This is a genomic window from Mesorhizobium sp. M0051 (genome assembly GCF_040323235.1).
GTDB lineage: Bacteria > Pseudomonadota > Alphaproteobacteria > Rhizobiales > Rhizobiaceae > Mesorhizobium.
The window spans coordinates 1-20,051 of the sequence record NZ_JAMYUT010000031.1 but is presented as its reverse complement, the minus strand read 5'-3'; the positions used below and the strand labels follow the sequence as shown (position 1 = coordinate 20,051).

The window sequence follows — 20,051 nt, the reverse complement described above, 5'->3', positions numbered from 1 at the left end:
CCCCCCTCTGCCCTGCCGGGCATCTCCCCCACGAGGGGGGAGATCGGCAGCTTCGCCGTCCGGACTCTCTTTCAACGTTGGAGATTGGCGAAAGCGGGGACGACAGCCAATCTCCCTCCTTGTGGGGGAGATGTCCGGCAGGACAGAGGGGGCGCTCTCCCGCCAGCCTTCGGCAAATTGGCGGGTACAAGAAGGTAGAATTCAGCCCGGCCCACCCAGGCGCGGCGGCGGCGGGGCGAGCACATCCTCCACGGAGAGCGTCCGCGCCTCCGAGGGCAGCATGATCGGAATGCCGTCACGCACCGGATAAGCGAGCTTGGCGACCCGCGAGACCAGCTCACCACGCTCCGGATCCCAGGTCAGCGGCCCCTTGGTCAGCGGGCAGGCCAGCAGCTCCAGCAGCTTGGGGTCGACATTGACCTTCTTCCCGTCACGTCCAACCGCCGCCATAAGATTCTCTTTCCAGCCAGTTGCGGGCCTAAGATGTGTTGAGTCAGGTCAGGCAAGCCGAAAACGGCTGATACCGAGAACCGGAGCGGAGCGTACTTTGGGTACGTGAGCACCGGAAGTGCAGGAAGCCTCCGTTTGCAGGCCGGCCTCACCTGAATATCGGCACATCCTACTGCAGGCTCGAGCCAAAGTCCTCATTCTCGCGCGCCAGCGCCATTTCGGTGATGGCGATCAGCGTCTCGGCCCGGGTCTTCAGGTCGGCTGCTTCGAGCAGCGCCTGTTTCTCCGCCGGCCCGTAGGGCGCCATCATCGACAGCGCGTTGACCAGCATGGCGTTTTCGGCCCGGCTGACGCTTTCCCAATCGGCTTCCAGGTCGTTGGCCTGCAGATAGGCGCGAAATGCCTTGAGCAGCGATGGCCGGTCGATCTCGTCGGCCGCCTGATCCTCATCGAGATCGGCCAGGAAGGGCGCCAGCTTGGCCTGGCGAAACGGCGTCTTGACCGTCAATTCGCTTGCAATGCGGAACCGGCACACGCCCTGCAGCGAAACCAGATAGCGGCCGTCACCGGTCTCGGAAAAGGCAATGATGCGCCCGGCGCAGCCGACATTGCAGAGCTCCGGCTCACCGTCGGCACGCAGCGCACCATCGAGACTGGGCTGGATGACGCCGATGAGCCGCGAGCCGCTGATGGCCTCGTCCACCATCTGCAGGTAGCGCGGCTCGAAAATATTAAGCGGCATGCGGCCTCCCGGCAGCAAAAGCGCACCCTCGAGCGGAAAGATCGGGATCGTCGACGGCAAATGCTTGGCGAGCCGGTAATGCGCGTTTCCCGCTTGCACCTCATTCCTCCGATCGCTTCTTCACGAAGCGCATGCATTAATCTGGCGCGGTGATCGCCGACGCCAAGCCCGTGCGGCAAAACAACACCAAGATCAGGAAAACAGCAGCGCCGACAATTTGCGCCGCGCCGCCAGCGTCGCCTCGTCGGTCATGCCCCAGGCCTCGAACAGTTGCAGCAATTGCGTCCTGGCGCCGTCCTCGTTCCAGGTCCGGTCGGCCTTGATGATGGCCAGCAGATTGTCGGCCGCCGCGGTGCGGTCGCCGTTGGCGTTCTGAATCATGGCCAGATCGAAACGCGCCTGATGATCCGCGGGATTCTCCGCCAGGCGGCGCTCGAACTCGGCCGGATTGCCAAGCGCCGCCGCTTGCGCGGCAACCGCCATCTTGGCACGCAGGGCGGCCAGCGGCGGCGCATCCTTCTTGGCTTCCGGCGCTGTTGCCAAAAGTGCCTCGGCGCCTTGCACGTCGCCAGCCTCGAACAGCAGCTCGCCCAGGCCGCCGATCGCCTCGACGGTCTCCGGCGCCTGCGCCAGGATGGCATCATAGATGTCGGCCGCGGTCTGCATGTCGCCGGCGTCGCGCGCTTCCGCAGCCGCGGCCAGCGCCTCGGCCACCGGCGGCGCGCCATCGCCCTTGCCGCCGACCTTGGTGATGAATTCGGCGATCTGGCTCTCGGGGATGGCGCCCATGAAGCCGTCGACCGGCTGGCCGTCCTTGAAGGCGATGACCGCAGGAATCGACTGGATGCCGAGCTGGCCGGCGATCGACGGATGATCGTCGATGTTCATCTTGACCAGCTTGACCTTGCCACCGGCGGCCTTGACAGCCTTTTCCAGCTGCGGCGTAAGTTGCTTGCAGGGCCCGCACCAGGGTGCCCAGAAATCGACCAGCACCGGCTGGCGGCGCGATTCCTGGATGACGTCGGCGGCAAAGGCGGCGGTCGTCGTGTCCTTGATGACATTGGCAGGGGCAGTGGGCGCGTCGCCAAGCGCGACCTTCGCCGGCGCCGGCGCGGTTCCGCCATACTGCACCGATGTGGTGTACTGGCCGCCATTGCCGCCGAAGGGGCCGCCAAACGGATTGTTGTCGCTCATCTCTTTAACCCTTCCGTAGCGGGCCGGCTGGCAGCCGGCGCCATATCCTTCAGACCATCGGTTTCAAGCCATCCATGTGGCGATCACGCGGAGACTTTCAAGATAGCAGCATCGTGCCCGGTTGCCTCGACGAATCTGATGAGGTCCCCTGCGGCGATCGACGTCGTCGCCTCATTGGTCAGCGGATGCGCGTTGATGACCGCATGCTCCATCAAATCCTTGTCGAGCACGAGCTTGACCCTGTTTGCGGTATCGTTGACGATGCCAAACACCGTGACGGCGCCCGGCGTGACGCCAAGCAGATCCATAAGCATCTCCGGCCTGCCGAAGGAGACGCGGCTGGCGGCGCCGATCACCTGGTGGATCTGCTTCAGGTCGACAACCGCATCCTCGCCGACGGTGACCAGGAAGAAATTGTCCTTCTTGTCCTTCAAGAACAGATTTTTCGTGTGCCCGCCGACGATTTCGCCGCGCAGCGCCTGCGAATCGGCGACCGTGTAGAGAGGCGGATGGCGTTTCGTCGACGTGATGATCCCGAGTTCGGCAAGAAAGGCCATCAGGTCGGCTTCGGTCTTCGGCATCGGTTTGTCTACGTCCCGTTGGTCAGCCCATGCCGTTTACGGCCAATGGGGCGGCTGACACAAGACCGTCATGCGACATCACGGTGAGCGGCACCGCCCCTCGCGGCGGCGCCCCCGCCGCCCGCCACGCGCACGCCCGCCGCGCAGTGCCGGCGGCTTTGCCGACGTCGCCCGCCGTGTCACAAAAAAGCCTGCGATTTCCCTGTTGCAATCGCCGCGCTCTTCAGCCATATAGGCCCGGCTTGCGGCCAAGACGCCGTGTGAGCGGGTGTAGCTCAGGGGTAGAGCACAACCTTGCCAAGGTTGGGGTCGAGCGTTCGAATCGCTTCACCCGCTCCAAATCTTCTTTAGATTTGAAAAGCATCAAGGGCCCGGGTAACCGGGCCTTTTTGCTGTCTGGGTCCGGGGGAGCAGGCGTGGGCGTGTCCCATTCGGCTTGCAATTGCGATCCCGATCGCCGGCGACCAGCCTATCCGAAGGCAAGCATGAGGACTCCTTAGAGCCTCTATACATTTCGCGCCGCTGGATGAACCGTGGATTTCCCCACTTCCAGGCATCGAATCGAGGGCCGCGCCGGCTGGGATGCCCGCGCTCCGCTTCTGCTGAGTGGCTGAATTCCGCCGCGCCGGTGTCGATCTGGAACGGCGTCTTTACGCCTGGCGTGTCTCGATCGTGGACGCAAGGACCGCCAGACAATCGCAAGAGCCGGGCTTCCGGATTGAGCGGCAAATCACGGAGCGACGCACGAACTGCTGGCGTGCGCCCAACGTTCGACGTATGATTGCCGCTCAATTTCGGGAGGAAAGAGCCATGGACGCAGTGCCTCAATGGCGCCTCGCGGGCGATTGGTTCGACATCTGCAGCTGCGACATCCCTTGCCCGTGCGAGTTCGCCCAGCGACCAACCGGCAATCACTGCCAGGGCGTGCTCGCCTGGCATGTGCGCGAGGGTCAGTATGGCGACGTGAAGCTCGACGGCCTGACGCTGGTGGCGCTCGGCGAGTTCGAAGGCAATCTATGGGCCGGCGAGGCAAAAGCCGTGATGGGCATGTACCTCGACGAGAAGGCGAATGAGTCGCAGCGCGAAGCCCTGCAGGTAATCTTCGGCGGCCACGCCGGCGGCTGGCCGGCGGGCTTTGCCGCCAATGTCGGCGAGATGCGTGGCATGGAGTTTGTGCCAATCACTTTCGAGGTGGCAGGCGACCTCGCCAGCTGGCGAGTCGAAATTCCTGGCCTCGTCGTCGGTCGCGCGGAAGCGCTTTCCGGTCCTACGACACCGCCCGGCAAGCGGGTGCAGACAATCAACCCGCCGGGCTCGGAGGTCGGCCCAGGCCAGGTTGCCACCTGGGGGCGTTCTGTCGAGGTAAGCACCAAAGGCTTCGGGCTGGACTGGACGGGCACGGCCCGCTCGAGCAAGCACATTCCGTTCGACTGGTCCGGCCCGAACTAGGGCGTGCCGATGCCCGGCGCGTTCCCCAGGAAAACGTGGCGGCTCGGGAATTTGCGTGGCATTCCGCTCGGCCTTCTCGCGTCGCTCGTCGTACTGACGGCGGCGGCATGGGCGCTCACCCTCTACCAGACCTTCAGCATGGACATGCCCATGGGCATTGCGGTGCGCGGCGGGATAGAGGGTATGGAAGGCATGGCCGGCATGGCGATGGCCGGAATTGCGGCCGACGGCTGGTCACTCGCCGGCGTCGCCGCCTTTCTCGCAGTATGGACCGTGATGATGGCGGCTATGATGCTGCCGGCCGCGGCGCCCATGATCTTTATGTTCGCGGCGGCGCAAGCCAGGCGCGGATGGCAGGTGGCCATTCCGACCTGGATTTTCGTCGCGGGCTACCTTCTCGTCTGGGCGGCAGCGGGCCTTCTCGTGTATGTCCTGGTCCAGTTCGGCAGCGAGTTCGCGACAAGCCTCGATCCGCCCCAGCGGTCGAAATGGGCGCCGCTCGCGCTGGGTGCCACGCTTGGCGTCGCCGGCCTCTACCAGTTCACGACCCTCAAGCACATTTGCCTCAGCCATTGCCGCTCGCCGCTCGCTTTCGTTGCCCAGCACTGGCGCGACGGGCGGGTTGGCGCGCTTGAGATGGGGCTGCGCCACGGGCTGTATTGCTTCGGTTGCTGCTGGGCGCTGTTCGCCATACTGGTCGCAGCCGGCGTCATGAGCCTCGCCTGGATGCTGCTTTTGACACTGATCGTCTTCGTCGAGAAGCTGATGCAGCGTGGCCGACGCTTCGAAGCTGCTTTGGGCATTGCGCTAATTGCCCTCGGGATCGCCGTATCGTACGGGGTGATCGAGATGCCTTGGACAAGCGGCTAGAACCGGATGGTTTCAGGTCGATTCGATCTGAAATTTGAATCCGCCTCTAAATCAAAGAGCTTCGGCATGGCGAATAAGAAGCTGTGTCCCGTGACCGTTCAAGGCGTAGACTCGCAAAAAGCCGATGGCTATACACGGCAAATGCCTACGTTTCCCGCCGACCAGGTCTATGTGCGTGTTTGCCACGTCAAGCAGGGCTATGAGGACCGCGAACAGCACATTGCAAGGCAGGTCGCCCGTCATGGTATCCCGGCCACCTGGTATCTTCACTGGGATGTTTCAGATATTACTGACGAAGAGGTCGAAAGGCTTACCGTGCCAGGCGCTCTCAAACTGGCGGAACTGTCCTGCTCCTTGAAACACATCGGGATCTGGCGTGAGTTTCTGCAGACCGACAAGCCCTATTGTCTGGTCTTTGAGGACGACGTTTTCCTGGCGGCCAATTTCAATACAAAGTTTAACGCAGCTCTGGCGGAGCTCGGCGATCCAAACCGCAAGGCCGTCATCTATATCGGCAATGCCGGTACGTACTACATTTCGGAGTTCAAGTTGAAGCGCGGACAACATCTCTATCCAGCCCCTCACGGCAGATCCACCGATTCCTATATCATCACCCGCTCCGTGGCAGCCGAGAGGTGCGCCTGGTTTGATGCACGCAAGATGTCCGCGCCGATCGGCCACGAGATCGACGGTGCGGACGCGGCGCTCGGGGTGGAGGTGCTTTGGTTCGAGAGACCCTTTGTTGAGCAGGGCACGCACAATGGGGCCTTCTTGACGTCCATAAATCCCGACAGTCAACGGCCGCTTTGGTACAAGCGCATCGAGTGGCAGTATAAGAAATATCGCCGACAGCTCGTTGGCCATATGTAGCGCTCGCCGCGACCCGGCGGGGCTGCGCGGCCGAACCTGGTTTCAACCGGCTTTTGGGTCGACAACATTGACCGGGCCGGTGGGGGTACCTGACCGAAATCCCTTCAATCATCCTCCAGAAGTCACATAAAGTTACAGCAAGGAACGCTTCCCGCTGGACCTCGTTAGCTCTTCCATCAACCCAATGATGGAGAAAACCATGCAGGACATTTCCGGCAAGCGCGTCGCTATCCTTGCGACAAATGGCTTTGAACAAGCCGAACTTGAGGTGCCGCTCAAGAAATTGCGCGAAGCGGGCGCCGAGGTCGATGTCGTGTCGCTCGCAAGCGGCAAGATCAAGGGCTGGGACCACAAAGATTGGGGCCGCGAGGTGCCCGTCGACAAGATTTTGGACGAGACGCGCGCGGATGACTACGACGCGATCGTGCTGCCCGGCGGCGTTATCAACCCCGATCTGCTGCGGATCGAGCCGAAAGTCCTCAATTTCATCAAATCGTTCTGGTCGGCCAACAAGGTCGTCGGCGCGATCTGCCATGCGCCCTGGCTGCTCGTCGAGACCGGCATTGTGAAGGGCCGCCGGGTCACGTCCTACAAATCGATCAAGACCGACGTGATCAATGCCGGTGGTGTCTGGGAAGACAGCGCGGTGGTCACCGACCAGGGACTTGTCACCAGCCGCAACCCGGGCGATCTCGACGCGTTCTGCGACAAGCTCGCCGAGGAAATCAGGGAAGGGCGGCACGACAGGCGCGCCGCGGCTTAGCCCGCCCACCAGGCCGGCCCAGCCGAAGCCCAACGCAGCCGTCGCCAAGCTGGAATCGATCAGATAGCGGTTTCCGTCCGTTGCTCCCTGCGTCATCGCAGGGGCGATCGCTTCAGACCCGCGCCCGGAAAGGGCAGTGGTCGAAACCGCCGGGTTGTGTCCCGCGGCACAACGCCTGCCCCATCTGCCACTTGATCGTCGCTGTCCGGAATGCTCCGTTGCCGCTTCGGACATTCGGAGAAACCCATGACAGGCTTTGTCGACCGCCAGCGCGCGGCTCAACTGATGGATCGCGCCGGCATCGAGGCGCTGGTGCTGTGCGCGCCCGAGGCCTTCCACTATGCGACCGGCGCCTCGATCGGTCCGGCGGGACTGTTCCGGCGTGCCGGTGCCGGCTTCGTCGTCATCCCCGCTGGCCAGGACCTGCCGATCGGCGTGGTGGTCGCGGACTTCAATGCGGCGCAGCTGCAGGCGGCATTGCCCGATGCTGTCATTCGCAGCCACCCGGTCTGGATCGAAACCGCTGCGCTTGACGCCTCGACGTCCGGCCTGGCGCTGGTGCAACGCATCGAGGCTGGCCTGACATCGTCCGGCCGGGCGCCTGATTTCTCGCGGCCGGCGACTTTCGACCTGACCAATTCCGTCCGCGCGTTGAAGGAAATCCTTACCGGCTTCGGTCTCGACCGCGCAACGATCGGCGTCGATCTCGATTTCATCGCCGCCGCAGATTTCTTGGCCATGCAGTCGTTGCTGCCGGCCTGCATCATGGTTGATGGCTCGGCCGCGCTCGACAGGCTGCGGGCCATCAAGTCGCAACGCGAGATCGACCTTTTGCAGCAAGGCATCACCCTGTCGGAGGCCGGGTTGGAGCGGCTGCAGGTGGATGCGATGGCCGGTATGCGCCAGGCCGATCTCATTGCCCTCTACCGGGAAGGCGTCGCCGGCGCCGCGGCGGGCCTGTCCCATCTCGTGGCGACGGCCGAATATGTGACGCTGGGCGCGAAGGCCAAGGCTGCCGATGCGAAAGCCGTGCCCGGCGACCCGCTGAAGTGCGACATGGTCTGCACCGTCGGCGGCTACGCCTCCGACATGTCGCGAAACTTCACCTTCGGGCCGCCATCCGCTGAGCGGGCCGAGCTGCATGCGATCGCCGAACAGGCCTTCGAGGACGGGCTGGCATCCCTTGTTCCGGGGACCACGCTCGCCCACGTGCATCGCGTCGCCACCGAGAGCCTGTCACGGCAAGGGCTGCGCTCCTATCGCCGCGGTCATTTCGGCCATGGCGTCGGACAATCGGTCTTTTCCGAACAATGGCCGTTCATTGCGGCCGACAGCGATGTCGCGATCGAAGCCGGCATGGTACTGGCTTTCGAGATCCCGCTCTACATCGATGGCCTCGCCAGCTTCAATCTCGAGGACCAGTTCCTGATCACGCCGGATGGACCTGTCGCCATGAACCGCCTGCCGAGGCGGCTGGAGGTGATTGGATAGCGAAGGCCCTTGGGGCGCTCTGTGGTCGGCTTACTTCCGGGTGTCATACTGCGCCAGTGGTCATCATCCAGAATGGCCCACGTGGAGCCATGGCCTGCAAACATGCTAAGAAGTCTGCCTCGCAACCCGGGAAAGGATCATGACCGAAGCTGGCAGCCAGGAAGGACCTGATCCGGGCCACGATATGGAGGGCGCGATCCTGCCATGCGCATCCTCGACATCACTTGGCTGATCAAGGATTCCGGCAAGGAGATGGAGCCGCTCGGGGATTGAGGCTGCGCTTCTGCCTTCTCCCACAAGTGGAGAAGGAAAGAACGGGCGAGGCCAACGCCAAAACGAAAGTGGGAAGTAATGCTGGACATGGCACCATCGAAACAGGCAGCGGCATGGCTCGCTTCTTTTGCGCACGCGCTCGAAGCGGGCGATGGGGCGGCAGCGAGCAACCTGTTCGTCGACGACTGCTACTGGCGCGATCTCCTGACCTTCACCTGGAACATCACGACCATGGAAGGCCGCGACGCGATCGCCGGCATGCTCGAGGCAACGCTGGCGACGACCAGGCCGACGGCATGGCAGCTGACCGGCGAGGCGACTTCGGACGAGGGTACCATCGAGGCCTGGCTCAGCTTCGAGACAGCTGTGGCGTCAGGAGAGGGCATCATGCGGCTGCGCGATGGCCGCTGCCGGACATTGTTTACCGCGATGACCGAGCTCAAAGGGTTCGAGGAGCGCAAGGGGGCAAAGCGTCCGCTCGGCGTCCGCCACAAGGCCGATCCCGAGCGTGAGACCTGGTCGGAGGCGCGGGCGCGCGAGACACGCAAGCTTGGCGCCGAAGAGCAACCCTATTGCCTGGTCATCGGCGGCGGCCAGGGCGGCATCATGCTGGGCGCGCGGCTGCGCCAGCTCGGCGTGCCCACCATCGTCATCGAGAAAAATTCAAGGCCCGGCGATTCCTGGCGCAACCGCTACCGTACGCTCGTGCTGCATGACCCGGTCTGGTACGACCATCTGCCCTACATTCCCTTCCCGGAAAACTGGCCGGTTTTCACGCCCAAGGACAAGATGGGCGACTGGTTGGAAATGTACACGCGCGTGATGGAGCTCAACTATTGGCCCGCCACGAACTGCCTCAGCGCCAGCTATGACGAGGCGGAGAAAGTCTGGACCGTGATGGTCGATCGCGCCGGCCGGCACATCACGCTGAAGCCGAAGCACATCGTCTTCGCCACCGGCGCCTATGGTCCACCGCGCCGGATCGACCTGCCGGGCGCCGATCGATTCAAAGGCGAGCTGCTGCATTCCAGCCAATATGACAGCGGCGAGAAGTTCCACGGCAGACGCGTCGCGGTCATCGGTGCGGCAAGCTCCGGTCATGATGTCTGTGTCGATCTCTGGGAAAGCGGCGCCGACGTCACCATGATCCAGCGCTCGCCGACCACCGTGGTCAAGTCGGACACGCTGATGGAGGTCGGTTTCGAGATCTTCTCGGAGAAGGCATTGGCGCGCGGCATCACCACCGAGAAAGCCGACATGATCGTCGCCTCGATGCCGTTCGCGCTCGTACCCAAGGGCCAGCGGGCTCTCTACGAGGTGATCAAGGCGCGCGACGCGGCCTTCTACGCCCGCCTGCGAGCCGCCGGCTTCGCCATCGATTTCGGCGACGACGAGACCGGCCTTCTGATGAAGGCCTACCGCACCGGCTCCGGCTACTACATCGATGTCGGCGCGTCCGACCTGATCATCGACGGCAAGATCGGCATCCGCAGCGGCGTCGCCATCAGATCGCTGACGCAGGACGGCATCCTGTTCGAGGACGGCACCGAACTCGCCGCCGACGCGATCATCGCCTGCACCGGCTATCAGTCGATGAACGAGACGGTGGCGCAAATCGTCTCGCGCGAGGTCGCCGACAAGGTCGGCCCCTGCTGGGGTCTTGGCTCGGGCGTCAAGGGCGATCCCGGACCATGGCAGGGCGAGCTGCGCAACATGTGGAAACCGACCGCGCAGGAAGCGCTGTGGTTCCACGGCGGCAACCTCGCGCTGTCGCGCTTCTATTCGAAGTATGTAGCGCTGCAGATCAAAGCACGGATGGAGGGGATTGAGACGCCGGTTTATGGAGCGGTGAGCTGACGCTGCTGATCTCCCCCCTCGAGGGGGAGATGTCGCCGAAGGCGACAGAGGGGGTCGCTTCACGTAAAGCTCCAACCTCCATTGCCACAAGCAGGTCGCATCCAGTCGAACCGACCCCCTCTGGCCTGCCGGCCATCTCCCCCTCAAGGGGGGAGATCAGCTAATCATGCCGGTGCCGGAAATGCTGGGCCGCCACCTCGATATGCGTATGCGACCCATGCGGCTCGAAACGCTCGGTCTCGCTGACGTCGTTCACCGCCTCGTTTGGCCACCACGTGCCGCCGATGGCGATGCCTTCGCAGACCAGCCGCTGGTCGGCGACCAGCGAGGCGCCGACCGCGTCGACGAAGGTGAAGCGGCCCGGGCGCTGCCGCAGCACGGCGACATCGCCGACGGTGCCGACCGCCAGAGTGCCGAGATCGGGCCGCGCGATCGCCCGCGCTGGCGTTTGCGTCGCGGCGCGCAAAACCTCGACCAGCGGCATGCCGAGCGCCAGCAGCTTCGACATGCAGACCAGGATGTCGAAGGCCGGCCCGTCGACGCAGTAGAGATGCACGTCGCTGCTGATCACGTCGGGCGCCAACCCTTCCTCGATCATCGCCCGCGCGACCGCGAAATCGAACGAGCCCATGCCATGGCCAAGATCGAAGATGACGCCGCGCTCGCGCGCCAGCCGCATGTCCGGTCGCACAGCGCCGGAGACGAACACCGGCGCATTGGGGAAAGGCCGGAAGCAATGAGTGAGGATATCACCCTTGCGCAGGCGCGGCAGCACTTCCGAGCGGCCTGGAGGCGGCTCGTCGATATGCGCCATCAGCGGCAGGTCGGCCTGGTCGGCGGCCTCCAGCGCGAGGTCGACCGGCACGATGCCGCTGGTGCCGCCGGCATGCTTGCCGGAGCGGACCTTTACGCCGACCACGACGTCGCGATGTTCGCGCACTGCCGCGACCACCTCGCGCGGATCGCACAGCCTGAGATCGCTGCACTCGCCGACCGACACCGTCTGCGAGAAGCCAAAAATGCCGGCAAAGGAAATGTTGACATAGGCCAGGATGCGGACCTTCGAGCGCTCCATGACGTGGCGGCGGAAGCCAAGGAAATTGCCGGCTCCCGCGCTGCCCGCATCGATGAAGGTGGTGGTGCCGCTCTTGGCGGCCAGCCGATCGGCATCGACGCCGAGCGAAGTGCCACCCCAATAAACGTGGCTGTGCAGGTCGACGAGGCCTGATGTGACGATGCAGCCGGTGGCATCGACGACCTGCGCGGCGCTGGTCACCGGGATATCGGCGTCGATCGCGGCGACCCGGCCATTGGCAATGGCGACATCGCGCGGCGCGTCGATGCCGGCCGCCGGATTGATCAGCCGCCCACCCTTAAGCAGGAGGTCGAATTGCATTGGGGCCACCCCGGTTCGCCGTTCGCTTACAGAGGCCGGTAGGCGACCGCCTCGAGTTCGATCTTGATATCGATCATCAGCCGCGATTCGACCGTGGTGCGGGCCGGCGGGTTCTTCGGAAAGTGCCTGGCATAGACCGCGTTGAAGGCGCCGAAATCGCGCGCATCTTCCAGCCAGACCGTGGTCTTGACCACATCGTCCAGGGTGCAGCCGGCGAGCGCCAGTGCCGCCTTCACATTGGCGAGCACCTGTTCGGTTTGTTCCGAAATGCCGCCCTTGACCACGATGCCATCGCTGCCGATGGGCACTTGGCCGGAGATGTAGACGAGATCGCCGGCCCGCACGGCTGGCGACAACGGCACATGGGATGTTCCGAAAGTCTGCTTGGGCAAGGGATAACCTCCTCTGGTACAGGGACGGGATGCACCCGCTTGCGTCGACATTTACCCCGATCGGGGCGATCCTCATAGAACTTTGTTGGAAAGCAACATTCCAGGGGATTCATGTTGCTTTATTACAGAAGCGCTTGCATCGTGCGCCCAAACGGGCAGCCTTGTAGGCCGCAGCGGAAGACGCGTTTGGCAGACCGGAGACAACAGCAATGACCTACGACAAGAACCCGTTTCCGGCAGGCGATGCCGATCGCCACGCGCTGTGGGAAATGCTGGTGCGGCGCGACATCGACGCCTTCATCGGCCAGGACTGGGCGATGGTCGAGAACGATTTCGTGACCGAAAGCTTCTTCGGCATGCACGCGCATTTCCTCAGCAATGCCGACGCCTGGCGGCTGCAGTTTCCGCGGCTGGAAGTCTATCGCGACGAGTGGCTGCGCCAGGCCAAGGAGACCGCGGCGACAAAATTCGCCGAGCCGCTGCGCGAGGCGCTGTTTCGCGTCACCAACATGCGCGACATCGATGTCGACGGCGACCGCGCCGTGCTGCACAAGAAATTCGACGGCTCGATCGCCAAGGCCGACGGCAGCGTCGACAGGCTGAAGTGGCAGACGCTGTATTTCTGCACCAAGGTCGGCGGCAGCTGGAAGATCGCGGGTTTTGTCGGCTACATGCCGCATCCGCTCGGCGGCTAGGCAATTCCGGGAAAGTTTTTAGCGGTTTCCATGGGGAACTGAGCAAAAACAAATAGCTGGCGAGCCGCGACCGCGACGGCGAGGTCGCCACCATTAGCCGGTTAACTATGCCTGCCGTGGGTCAGGCCTCGGCCGCCCTGCTGCATACGGATTTGTAAGAATGCTGTTGGGCGCCGCGGCAATGTCTATGGTAGAAAAGCCTGCATTCCTGCGGGGACAGCAGCCATGACTGATTTCGCACCGTTGGTTTCCACCGTAAGCGCGGCCTTTCTCGGCTCGTTCGTTGAGGTGGTCGAAGCCTTCACAATCGTGCTCGCGGTCGGCTTGACCCGAGGCTGGCGGCCGGCATTGACCGGCGCTGCATTGGCGCTGGCACTCCTGGCGGCGCTCGTGCTGGCTTTCGGGCCGTTGCTGGCGCTTGTTCCCATCACCGCGCTGCAATTCACGGTCGGCGTCCTGCTCATCCTGTTCGGCATGCGGTGGCTGCGCAAGGCCATTCTGCGCAGCGTCGGGATCGTCCCGCTGCATGACGAGGAGGCGGCGTTCTCGAAGGAAACCGCAGCACTTCGCCAACAGGCCGGCGACCGCCGCGCGGACTACCTGGCCGGGCTGGCGGCATTCAAGGCGGTGCTGCTGGAAGGTGTCGAGGTGGTGTTCATCGTCATCGCGGTTGGCGGCGCACATGGACAAACACTCAACGCCGGCCTTGGGGCGCTGGCAGCGTTCGTCCTGGTGATGATCATCGGCCTCGCCGTCCATCGTCCATTGGCACGCGTTCCTGAAAACGCGCTGAAGTTCGTCGTCGGCGTGATGCTGACCAGCTTTGGCATTTTCTGGACCGGTGAAGGTATTGGCGCCGACTGGCCCGGTGCCGATCTCACATTGCTGGCGATCTTCGCGGTCATGGCGCTCGCATCCTTTGCCATCGTCCACTGGTTGCGCGACACCCATCGCGCTCCAACCGGAGAACACCTTCGATGAGCGTCGTACGCATCGCTCTCAAGGAGCTTATCGGCATGTTCATGGACGACGGCAGCCTGGCGCTGCTGGCGCTGATCCTGATAGCGGCGGTCACGGCAGCGGTGAAGCTGCTGGCGCTGCCGCCACGGCTCGGCGGCATCCTGCTGCCGATCGGCTGCCTGGCTATTCTGGCGCACAGCGCGCGGCGGGCAGCGGTGCGGCGGCGCTGATCAGTAGAGCGTGACGAAGGCTGGGAACAACAGGCCGGTCGCCCTGAAATGCTCGACCAGTTCGACGGCCGGGAAGATGGCGAGGAAATAGAGGCCGTCCAAAAATGTCCGCTTGAGCGCCCGCGTCGAGAACTGCAGCTCGTCATGGTCGTGGTACAGAAAGGGATTTGGCCAGAACCGGGGCGTGATCTTGATATAGGCAAGATAGACCGGGCCGAATTTGCCCAGCAGAAATTCGGCTTCCTTGCGCGCCGTGGCGCGAAAGATGAAAAAACTCGCAAGGCCCAACGCCAGCGCCGCAAACATCGAGCCGTACACCAATCCGATGCCGATCGCGCCGATCGTCGAGAAGAAGTAGAGCGGGTTCTGCATTGTCGAGAACGGTCCCGTCGAGACCAGTTCCTGGTTCTTTTTGCCGCCGACATAGAGGATGCTCCAGAGCCGTCCGACGACGCAGACGAGCACCAGGCACAAGCCGAGAAGCTCGAGCGCTTCGTGCCCGTCCGAGCCCTCCGTCAACCCAGGTTTGGTGAGAAACAGGAGCAGCACCGCCAGCACCGCCGCGACCCGCACGAAGATCAACCGCTTGCGCTGGTCGAAGGCCCGTGAAACCGGCTTGAGGGAAGCGTAGGTCATTCTTGTTTTCCTTGGGCTCCCAAAGCGGGCATTGGCCAAGTTTCGGAGCACTGATCACCACACTGATGGCGGATGCAAGGCCCTCGCATTTCATCAGCGCATCGCGAGGCATTCGTAAAGGTCTTTTGCGCAGCCCATGCCCATTCTTACGAATTTGTATGCCGCAGGACAGGCTGAGGTGAACTCTGCTGCCTACGGTGCGGCATGCCGGCTCGGCTCTGCTGAGCCGCGATCGAAGATTTCGGGATATCCGCCATGCTCTCGCCCAACAGACAACAACCCGCCGCGCCGACCCAGAACAGGGTTCCCGACGTCACGCTCGACTTCTGGCTTGTCAAACTGATGGCGGTCACCACAGGCGAGACCGCAGCCGACTATCTCGCCGTCAACCTCGGGCTTGGGTTGACCGTCACATTGCTGGTCATGAGCGGCGTCCTGGTAGCCGCGCTTGTCGCCCAGTTCGCGCAGAAACGCTACGTCCCATGGGCATACTGGCTGGCGGTGGTACTGGTCAGCGTCGTCGGCACGCTGGTGACGGACAACCTCGTCGACACTTTCGGCGTACGCCTTGAGACGACGACAATTGCCTTCTCGGTGGCGCTCGCCGCGACATTCGCGGTCTGGTACGCCAGCGAAAGGACGCTGTCGATCCACACCATCTTCACCACCAGGCGCGAGATCTTCTACTGGCTGGCGATCCTCTTGACCTTCTCGCTCGGCACCGCCGCCGGCGATCTCGTCGCCGAAAGCTTCGACATGGGCTACCTCACCACGGGGCTGCTGTTCGGCGGCGTCATCGCGCTCATCACGCTCGCCTACTGGCTGCTCGATCTGGACAGCATCCTGGCCTTCTGGCTCGCCTACATCCTGACGCGGCCGCTTGGCGCCTCCTTCGGCGACCTGCTGTCGCGGTCGACCGGGCATGGCGGCCTGGGCTTCGGCACCACCTTCACCAGCCTGCTCTTCCTCGGCGGCATCATTGCCGTCGTCCTCCACATGACCCTGATGGGCGACGAAGCCGACAAAATCCTGCTGGAATCGGACTGACTCAGGGCGCGGATGTGCTTGCGTTGACCGACCGTATGCCTTGGCAGCGCTCCGAACCCCTGCGCGCTCGTGACATCCTAGGAACGGCCCCATGCCGGTGGTAGCTTGCCAATCTCGGCAACGGACCGGACCTTTCATGCGACTGCTTCTCGTCGAGGACGACCACAGGACGGCTGACTACATCGTCAGGGGGCTGACCGAGGCCGGCCATGTCTGCGACCTGCTTCGCAACGGCCATGAAGGGCTTTTCGCGGCGACCAGCGGCAACTATGACGTGATTATCGCCGATCGCATGATCCCCGGTCTCGACGGCCTGTCGATGATCAAGTCGGTTCGCGCAGCCGGCGTGGGGACGCCGGCGATCTTTCTCACCTCCGTCGGCGGCGTCGACGACCGCGTCGAAGGGCTCGAGGCGGGCGGTGACGATTATTTGGTCAAGCCCTTCGCCTTTTCCGAGCTTCTCGCCCGCATCAATGCGCTTGGCCGCCGGCCGGCGGCGCAGGAGCAGAAGACCGTTCTGCGGGTTGCCGATCTGGAGATGGACCTGATCATGCGCCGCGTTATCAGGCGGGGCCAGCCGATCGACCTGCAGCCGAGGGAGTTCAGCCTGCTGGAAGTGTTGATGCGCGGCGAGGGCCGCGTCATCACCCGCACCATGCTTCTGGAGCGTGTCTGGGATTTTCATTTCGATCCCAGGACCAGCGTCGTTGAAACCCATATCAGCCGGCTACGGGCCAAGGTCGACAAACCGTTCGGAACCCAGCTCATCCATACGGTCCGCAACACCGGCTACAGCCTGCACGCGCCGTCATGACCGGAACATGGTCCCGCCTGCTGCGCAGCACGCCGTTCCGGCTTGCCTTGACCTTCGCCTTCCTGTTCGTGCTGGCCTTCGTGCTATCGGGCGCCATCGTCTACCAGATGATGAGCGCCGATCTTGCCGAGCGGCTCGACGACACCATCAAGGAGACTTACGCGGTCGTCGCCGCGACCTATGGCGACAATGATCTCAAGGCGCTGGTGGAGACCGTCGGCAGCCACTCCATGCGCAGCCTCAAGAAGGAGCAGCTATTTTCGCTGACCGACGCGGCCGGCAACCGCCTGGCCGGCAATTTCACCGCAGCGGGGCTTCCCGACGGCTTCTCGATGTTCGATGCCGAGATGCCCGGCGTGCCGCCCGGCGCCGAGTACCGCGCCTATTCCGGCCCGGTCGGCGGCAACATCTTGACCGTCGCCTTCAGCGTTTCCGAGACGGAGGAGTTGGAGACGATCGTGCTGATGAGCTTCGGCTGGGGGACGCTCATCATCACCGGGCTGGCGGTCGCCGGCGGCGCCCTGCTTGCCTCACGTGTCCAGCGCCGTCTCGACGGCATCGCCGCCACGATGGTGGACGTCTCGCACGGACGGCTGGACACCCGCATTCCGCTGACCGGCAAGGGCGACGATATCGACATCGTCTCAACCCAGGTCAACGCCGCGCTCGATCGACTGTCGGCGCTGGTAGAAGGCATGAAACAGGTCAGCGCCAACATCGCGCACGATCTGAAGACGCCGCTCAACCGGCTGCAGATGATCCTCGACAGCGCGTCCGAAAAGAACCTGTCAGGTCAAAAAATCGCCGGTGAGCTGGCCGAGGCGCATGCCGAGAGCCTGCAGATCAACGAGACCTTCGACGCGCTGCTGCGCATCGCCCAGATCGAGGCCGGCGCGCGCCGGGCGCGGTTCAGCGATGTCGATCTGGGCGAGGTGCTGCAAACCATCGCCGAGATCTATGCCGACGTGGCCGAGGACGACGGAAAATCGCTGTCGTTGGCGCAACGGCAGGAAACGACGGACCGGATCCACGGCGATCGCGAGCTGTTGACGCAGATGTTCGCCAATCTGGTCGAGAATGCGCTGCGCCATTGTCCATCAGGCACGTCCATCAAACTGTCGGTGACGCGCCGGGGCGACCGCGTTGTCGCCAGCGTCGCCGACAGCGGTCCCGGCATTCCCGCCGACGAGCGCGACAAGGTCTTCCAGCGGCTCTACCGGATGGACCACAGCCGCTCGACGCCGGGCAGCGGACTGGGTTTGAGCCTTGTCAGGGCCATCGCCGATCTGCATGGCGCATCCATCACGCTGGGCGATTGCCGGCCCGGGCTTGAGGTGGCGGTGAGTTTTCCCGTGGCGACGGATTAGAGGCCGATCTCCCCCCTTGAGGGACCTCAAGGGGGGAGATGTCGCCGTAGGCGACTGAGGGGGTCGCCTCACGTGAAGCGCTAACCCCCATCTGTCGAGAGGAGGTCGCATCCGGTCGAACCGACCCCCTCTGGCCTGCCGGCCATCTCCCCCGCAAGGGGGGAGATCAGCAGCTTCACCGATCAATCCGCGTCGACAGGATGATCGAAGACAAGGTTCGCTCGACCCCGTCCATGGCGCCGATCTGGTCGAGCAGCAGATCGAGATCGCGGATCGACGGCGCGTCGACGATGACGATCATGTCGAAATTGCCGCTGACCGAATGCAGCGTCCTGACCGGTGCCAGCGCGCGCAGGCCGCGCACCACCTTGTCGGCGAGTTTGGGCGTCACGGTGAGCAGCACATGCGCTCGCACCAGCCCCTGCTCATAGTCCGGCGCCAGCCGCACACCATAGCCTGTGATGATGCCGCGCTGCTCCAGCCGTTCGAGCCGGCTCTGCACGGTCGTGCGTGACACGCCAAGCCGCCGCGCGAGCTCGACGGTCGAGGCGCGCGCGTTCTCGCGCAACAGCGAAAGCAGGGCCTGTTCGGCGTCACTGAGCATTTCGACGATTCCTGTCGGCAGATCGCGCAATCATGGTTTCGCTTCGAACAATTCCACGCTTCCTTTCGACGGGCAAGCTGCGATCCTCATCCATGTCGCCCAAAAGTGCGCAGCGGTTTTGGGACAAGGACATTAGACAAAAGAGATGTGAGGGATCGGTTATGAAGAAAGTAGTTGTTGTCGGCGCCGGCAAGATAGGCTCGACCATTGCCGAGATGCTCGCCGCCACCGGGGATTATCAGGTCACGCTCGTCGACCGCTCGGCGGCGCAGCTCGCTGCCGCCGAACTGCCGGCCACGATTGCGACGCTGGAGCTTGATATCGAGGCATCCGGCACGCTGGAAGCGGCCCTCGCCGGCAAGTTCGCGGTGCTGAGCGCCGCCCCCTTCCATCTGACCACGCGCATCGCCGAGGCGGCGGCCAGTGCCGGCGTGCACTATCTCGATCTTACAGAGGACGTCGTCTCGACCCGCCGGGTCAAGGAACTGGCGCGCTCGGGCAAGAGCGCCTTCATCCCGCAATGCGGCCTGGCGCCGGGCTTCATCTCGATCGTCGCCAACGATCTCGCCAGCCGCTTCGACACGCTGGAAAGCGTGCGCATGCGCGTCGGCGCCCTGCCGCAATACCCGTCCAACGCGCTGAACTACAATCTGACCTGGAGCACCGACGGCGTCATCAACGAATATTGCGAGCCTTGCGAGGCGATCGTCGAGGGCGAGCTGGTCGAAGTGCCGCCGCTGGAGGAGCGCGAGGAATTCTCTCTCGACGGCGTCACCTACGAGGCCTTCAACACCTCCGGTGGGCTGGGCACGCTGGCCGAGACGCTGAAGGGCAAGGTGCGCACGCTGAACTACCGCACCATCCGCTACCCCGGCCATGCCGCGATCATGAAGGCGCTGCTCAACGACCTTGGCCTGCGCCACCGCCGCGATGTGCTGAAGGACATTTTCGAAAGCGCCCTGCCGGCGACGCTGCAGGACGTGGTCATCGTCTTCGTCACCGTCTCCGGTCGCAAGAACGGCCGCCTGCTGCAAGAGACCTACGCCAACAAGATCTACTCCCAGCGGGTTGGCCAGGTGGTGCGCAGCGCCATCCAGATCACCACCGCGTCCGGCATCTGCGCCGTGCTCGACATGCTGGCTGACGGCAGCCTGCCGGCGACCGGCTTCGTCAAGCAGGAAGACATCGCGCTCGACGCCTTCCTCGCCAACCGCTTCGGCCGCGCCTATGCCCAACACGAGATGGCGAGCCGTCTGGCAAGCTGAGCGCCTAATCTCCCCCCTTGAGGGCAGGGGAATCGCACATGAGTACAAAGGGACTCTTGTGTGGTGTGCGGAAATCGATTCTGAAAGGACCTCTGGATGATCGGA

The 20,051-nt window shown here is 63.7% G+C and carries 21 protein-coding genes and 1 tRNA gene; 14 read left to right on the top strand and 8 right to left on the bottom strand.

Annotated elements, in window-relative coordinates; genetic code table 11:
* Window positions 1-201: 201 nt before the first annotated feature.
* From NKJ90_RS26460 to NKJ90_RS26445, 4 genes are all read right to left on the bottom strand, one after another.
* Entirely contained in the window at window positions 202-450 is a 249-nt protein-coding gene (locus NKJ90_RS26460) for a Trm112 family protein (RefSeq protein ID WP_023763174.1), read from the bottom strand.
* Between the two features lie 169 nt (window positions 451-619).
* A complete protein-coding gene (locus NKJ90_RS26455) occupies window positions 620-1,291 on the bottom strand; it encodes an LON peptidase substrate-binding domain-containing protein (protein WP_023763173.1) in 672 nt (223 codons plus the stop codon).
* Window positions 1,292-1,384: 93 nt separating this feature from the next.
* Window positions 1,385-2,386, bottom strand: coding sequence for a thioredoxin (trxA, locus tag NKJ90_RS26450; RefSeq protein ID WP_352487150.1), 1,002 nt, complete (start codon window positions 2,384-2,386; stop codon window positions 1,385-1,387).
* An 83-nt stretch (window positions 2,387-2,469) separates the two neighbouring features.
* Complete coding sequence (locus NKJ90_RS26445; RefSeq protein ID WP_023763171.1) at window positions 2,470-2,967, bottom strand: prolyl-tRNA synthetase associated domain-containing protein; 498 nt, start codon at window positions 2,965-2,967, stop codon at window positions 2,470-2,472.
* Between the two features lie 264 nt (window positions 2,968-3,231).
* Here NKJ90_RS26445 and NKJ90_RS26440 point away from each other — a divergent pair.
* The 7 genes from NKJ90_RS26440 (at window position 3,232) to NKJ90_RS26410 (ending at window position 10,540) form a co-directional block, all read left to right on the top strand.
* A tRNA-Gly gene (locus tag NKJ90_RS26440) sits at window positions 3,232-3,306 on the top strand.
* A gap of 471 nt (window positions 3,307-3,777) precedes the next feature.
* Window positions 3,778-4,416: a DUF1326 domain-containing protein gene (locus tag NKJ90_RS26435; RefSeq protein WP_023763068.1), complete on the top strand. Its 639-nt coding sequence runs from the start codon at window positions 3,778-3,780 to the stop codon at window positions 4,414-4,416.
* Between the two features lie 9 nt (window positions 4,417-4,425).
* Window positions 4,426-5,286, top strand: coding sequence for a DUF2182 domain-containing protein (locus NKJ90_RS26430; protein ID WP_023763069.1), 861 nt, complete (start codon window positions 4,426-4,428; stop codon window positions 5,284-5,286).
* 66 nt (window positions 5,287-5,352) lie between these two features.
* On the top strand, window positions 5,353-6,156 hold the full coding sequence (locus NKJ90_RS26425; protein ID WP_245266880.1) for a glycosyltransferase family 25 protein: 804 nt from the start codon (window positions 5,353-5,355) through the stop codon (window positions 6,154-6,156).
* Window positions 6,157-6,355: 199 nt separating this feature from the next.
* Window positions 6,356-6,919, top strand: coding sequence for a type 1 glutamine amidotransferase domain-containing protein (locus NKJ90_RS26420; RefSeq protein WP_023763070.1), 564 nt, complete (start codon window positions 6,356-6,358; stop codon window positions 6,917-6,919).
* Window positions 6,920-7,165: 246 nt separating this feature from the next.
* Window positions 7,166-8,410, top strand: a complete 1,245-nt coding sequence (locus NKJ90_RS26415) for a M24 family metallopeptidase (protein ID WP_023763071.1) — start codon at window positions 7,166-7,168, stop codon at window positions 8,408-8,410.
* 351 nt (window positions 8,411-8,761) lie between these two features.
* A complete protein-coding gene (locus NKJ90_RS26410; RefSeq protein ID WP_023763072.1) occupies window positions 8,762-10,540 on the top strand; it encodes an NAD(P)/FAD-dependent oxidoreductase in 1,779 nt (592 codons plus the stop codon).
* A gap of 160 nt (window positions 10,541-10,700) precedes the next feature.
* Here NKJ90_RS26410 and NKJ90_RS26405 read toward each other — a convergent pair whose 3' ends face one another.
* A complete protein-coding gene (locus NKJ90_RS26405) occupies window positions 10,701-11,936 on the bottom strand; it encodes an amidohydrolase/deacetylase family metallohydrolase (RefSeq protein WP_023763073.1) in 1,236 nt (411 codons plus the stop codon).
* A 26-nt stretch (window positions 11,937-11,962) separates the two neighbouring features.
* Window positions 11,963-12,379, bottom strand: coding sequence for a RidA family protein (locus NKJ90_RS26400; protein ID WP_050589621.1), 417 nt, complete (start codon window positions 12,377-12,379; stop codon window positions 11,963-11,965).
* A gap of 158 nt (window positions 12,380-12,537) precedes the next feature.
* On the opposite strand from NKJ90_RS26400, the gene NKJ90_RS26395 reads away from it, so the two are divergent.
* The 3 genes from NKJ90_RS26395 to NKJ90_RS26385 all read left to right on the top strand — a co-directional run bounded on the left by NKJ90_RS26395 (window position 12,538) and on the right by NKJ90_RS26385 (window position 14,213).
* A complete protein-coding gene (locus tag NKJ90_RS26395) occupies window positions 12,538-13,023 on the top strand; it encodes a hypothetical protein (RefSeq protein ID WP_023763075.1) in 486 nt (161 codons plus the stop codon).
* Window positions 13,024-13,248: 225 nt separating this feature from the next.
* Complete coding sequence (locus tag NKJ90_RS26390; RefSeq protein WP_023763076.1) at window positions 13,249-14,004, top strand: COG4280 domain-containing protein; 756 nt, start codon at window positions 13,249-13,251, stop codon at window positions 14,002-14,004.
* The gene (locus tag NKJ90_RS26385; RefSeq protein ID WP_023763077.1) at window positions 14,001-14,213 is read left to right on the top strand and encodes a hypothetical protein; all 213 of its coding nucleotides are present in this window, start codon (window positions 14,001-14,003) and stop codon (window positions 14,211-14,213) included. The genes NKJ90_RS26390 and NKJ90_RS26385 overlap by 4 nt, the downstream gene beginning before the upstream one ends.
* Here the strand turns inward: NKJ90_RS26385 and NKJ90_RS26380 are convergent, their stop codons facing one another.
* A complete protein-coding gene (locus tag NKJ90_RS26380) occupies window positions 14,214-14,849 on the bottom strand; it encodes a methyltransferase family protein (protein WP_023763078.1) in 636 nt (211 codons plus the stop codon). It lies immediately after the preceding gene.
* 255 nt (window positions 14,850-15,104) lie between these two features.
* Here NKJ90_RS26380 and NKJ90_RS26375 point away from each other — a divergent pair, with 255 nt between their 5' ends.
* From NKJ90_RS26375 to NKJ90_RS26365, 3 genes are all read left to right on the top strand, one after another.
* The gene (locus tag NKJ90_RS26375; protein WP_023763079.1) at window positions 15,105-15,896 is read left to right on the top strand and encodes a COG4705 family protein; all 792 of its coding nucleotides are present in this window, start codon (window positions 15,105-15,107) and stop codon (window positions 15,894-15,896) included.
* Window positions 15,897-16,032: 136 nt separating this feature from the next.
* Entirely contained in the window at window positions 16,033-16,710 is a 678-nt protein-coding gene (locus tag NKJ90_RS26370) for a winged helix-turn-helix domain-containing protein (RefSeq protein WP_023763080.1), read from the top strand.
* On the top strand, window positions 16,707-18,077 hold the full coding sequence (locus tag NKJ90_RS26365) for a HAMP domain-containing sensor histidine kinase (RefSeq protein ID WP_352487147.1): 1,371 nt from the start codon (window positions 16,707-16,709) through the stop codon (window positions 18,075-18,077). Before NKJ90_RS26370 ends, NKJ90_RS26365 begins: the two co-directional genes overlap by 4 nt.
* A 175-nt stretch (window positions 18,078-18,252) precedes the next feature.
* On the opposite strand, the gene NKJ90_RS26360 is transcribed toward NKJ90_RS26365, so the two are convergent.
* Window positions 18,253-18,681 (bottom strand): Lrp/AsnC family transcriptional regulator, encoded by a 429-nt coding sequence (locus tag NKJ90_RS26360; RefSeq protein ID WP_023763082.1) that lies wholly within the window; start codon window positions 18,679-18,681, stop codon window positions 18,253-18,255.
* A gap of 92 nt (window positions 18,682-18,773) precedes the next feature.
* On the opposite strand from NKJ90_RS26360, the gene NKJ90_RS26355 reads away from it, so the two are divergent.
* Window positions 18,774-19,946 carry a saccharopine dehydrogenase family protein gene (locus tag NKJ90_RS26355; RefSeq protein ID WP_280948982.1) on the top strand — a complete coding sequence of 391 codons (1,173 nt, stop codon included), beginning with the start codon at window positions 18,774-18,776 and terminating at the stop codon, window positions 19,944-19,946.
* Window positions 19,947-20,051: the final 105 nt, after the last annotated feature.

Bases quoted from the DNA above. Each gene is read 5' to 3' on its own strand.
- NKJ90_RS26460 (WP_023763174.1), bottom strand. From the start codon at position 450: ATGGCGGCGGTTGGACGTGACGGGAAGAAGGTCAATGTCGACCCCAAG.
- trxA (WP_352487150.1), bottom strand. From the start codon at position 2,386: ATGAGCGACAACAATCCGTTTGGCGGCCCCTTCGGCGGCAATGGCGGC.
- NKJ90_RS26445 (WP_023763171.1), bottom strand. From the start codon at position 2,967: ATGCCGAAGACCGAAGCCGACCTGATGGCCTTTCTTGCCGAACTCGGG.
- NKJ90_RS26435 (WP_023763068.1), top strand. From the start codon at position 3,778: ATGGACGCAGTGCCTCAATGGCGCCTCGCGGGCGATTGGTTCGACATC.
- NKJ90_RS26430 (WP_023763069.1), top strand. From the start codon at position 4,426: ATGCCCGGCGCGTTCCCCAGGAAAACGTGGCGGCTCGGGAATTTGCGT.
- NKJ90_RS26425 (WP_245266880.1), top strand. From the start codon at position 5,353: ATGGCGAATAAGAAGCTGTGTCCCGTGACCGTTCAAGGCGTAGACTCG.
- NKJ90_RS26420 (WP_023763070.1), top strand. From the start codon at position 6,356: ATGCAGGACATTTCCGGCAAGCGCGTCGCTATCCTTGCGACAAATGGC.
- NKJ90_RS26415 (WP_023763071.1), top strand. From the start codon at position 7,166: ATGACAGGCTTTGTCGACCGCCAGCGCGCGGCTCAACTGATGGATCGC.
- NKJ90_RS26410 (WP_023763072.1), top strand. From the start codon at position 8,762: ATGCTGGACATGGCACCATCGAAACAGGCAGCGGCATGGCTCGCTTCT.
- NKJ90_RS26405 (WP_023763073.1), bottom strand. From the start codon at position 11,936: ATGCAATTCGACCTCCTGCTTAAGGGTGGGCGGCTGATCAATCCGGCG.
- NKJ90_RS26400 (WP_050589621.1), bottom strand. From the start codon at position 12,379: ATGTCGACGCAAGCGGGTGCATCCCGTCCCTGTACCAGAGGAGGTTAT.
- NKJ90_RS26395 (WP_023763075.1), top strand. From the start codon at position 12,538: ATGACCTACGACAAGAACCCGTTTCCGGCAGGCGATGCCGATCGCCAC.
- NKJ90_RS26390 (WP_023763076.1), top strand. From the start codon at position 13,249: ATGACTGATTTCGCACCGTTGGTTTCCACCGTAAGCGCGGCCTTTCTC.
- NKJ90_RS26385 (WP_023763077.1), top strand. From the start codon at position 14,001: ATGAGCGTCGTACGCATCGCTCTCAAGGAGCTTATCGGCATGTTCATG.
- NKJ90_RS26380 (WP_023763078.1), bottom strand. From the start codon at position 14,849: ATGACCTACGCTTCCCTCAAGCCGGTTTCACGGGCCTTCGACCAGCGC.
- NKJ90_RS26375 (WP_023763079.1), top strand. From the start codon at position 15,105: ATGCTCTCGCCCAACAGACAACAACCCGCCGCGCCGACCCAGAACAGG.
- NKJ90_RS26370 (WP_023763080.1), top strand. From the start codon at position 16,033: ATGCGACTGCTTCTCGTCGAGGACGACCACAGGACGGCTGACTACATC.
- NKJ90_RS26365 (WP_352487147.1), top strand. From the start codon at position 16,707: ATGACCGGAACATGGTCCCGCCTGCTGCGCAGCACGCCGTTCCGGCTT.
- NKJ90_RS26360 (WP_023763082.1), bottom strand. From the start codon at position 18,681: ATGCTCAGTGACGCCGAACAGGCCCTGCTTTCGCTGTTGCGCGAGAAC.
- NKJ90_RS26355 (WP_280948982.1), top strand. From the start codon at position 18,774: ATGTCGCCCAAAAGTGCGCAGCGGTTTTGGGACAAGGACATTAGACAA.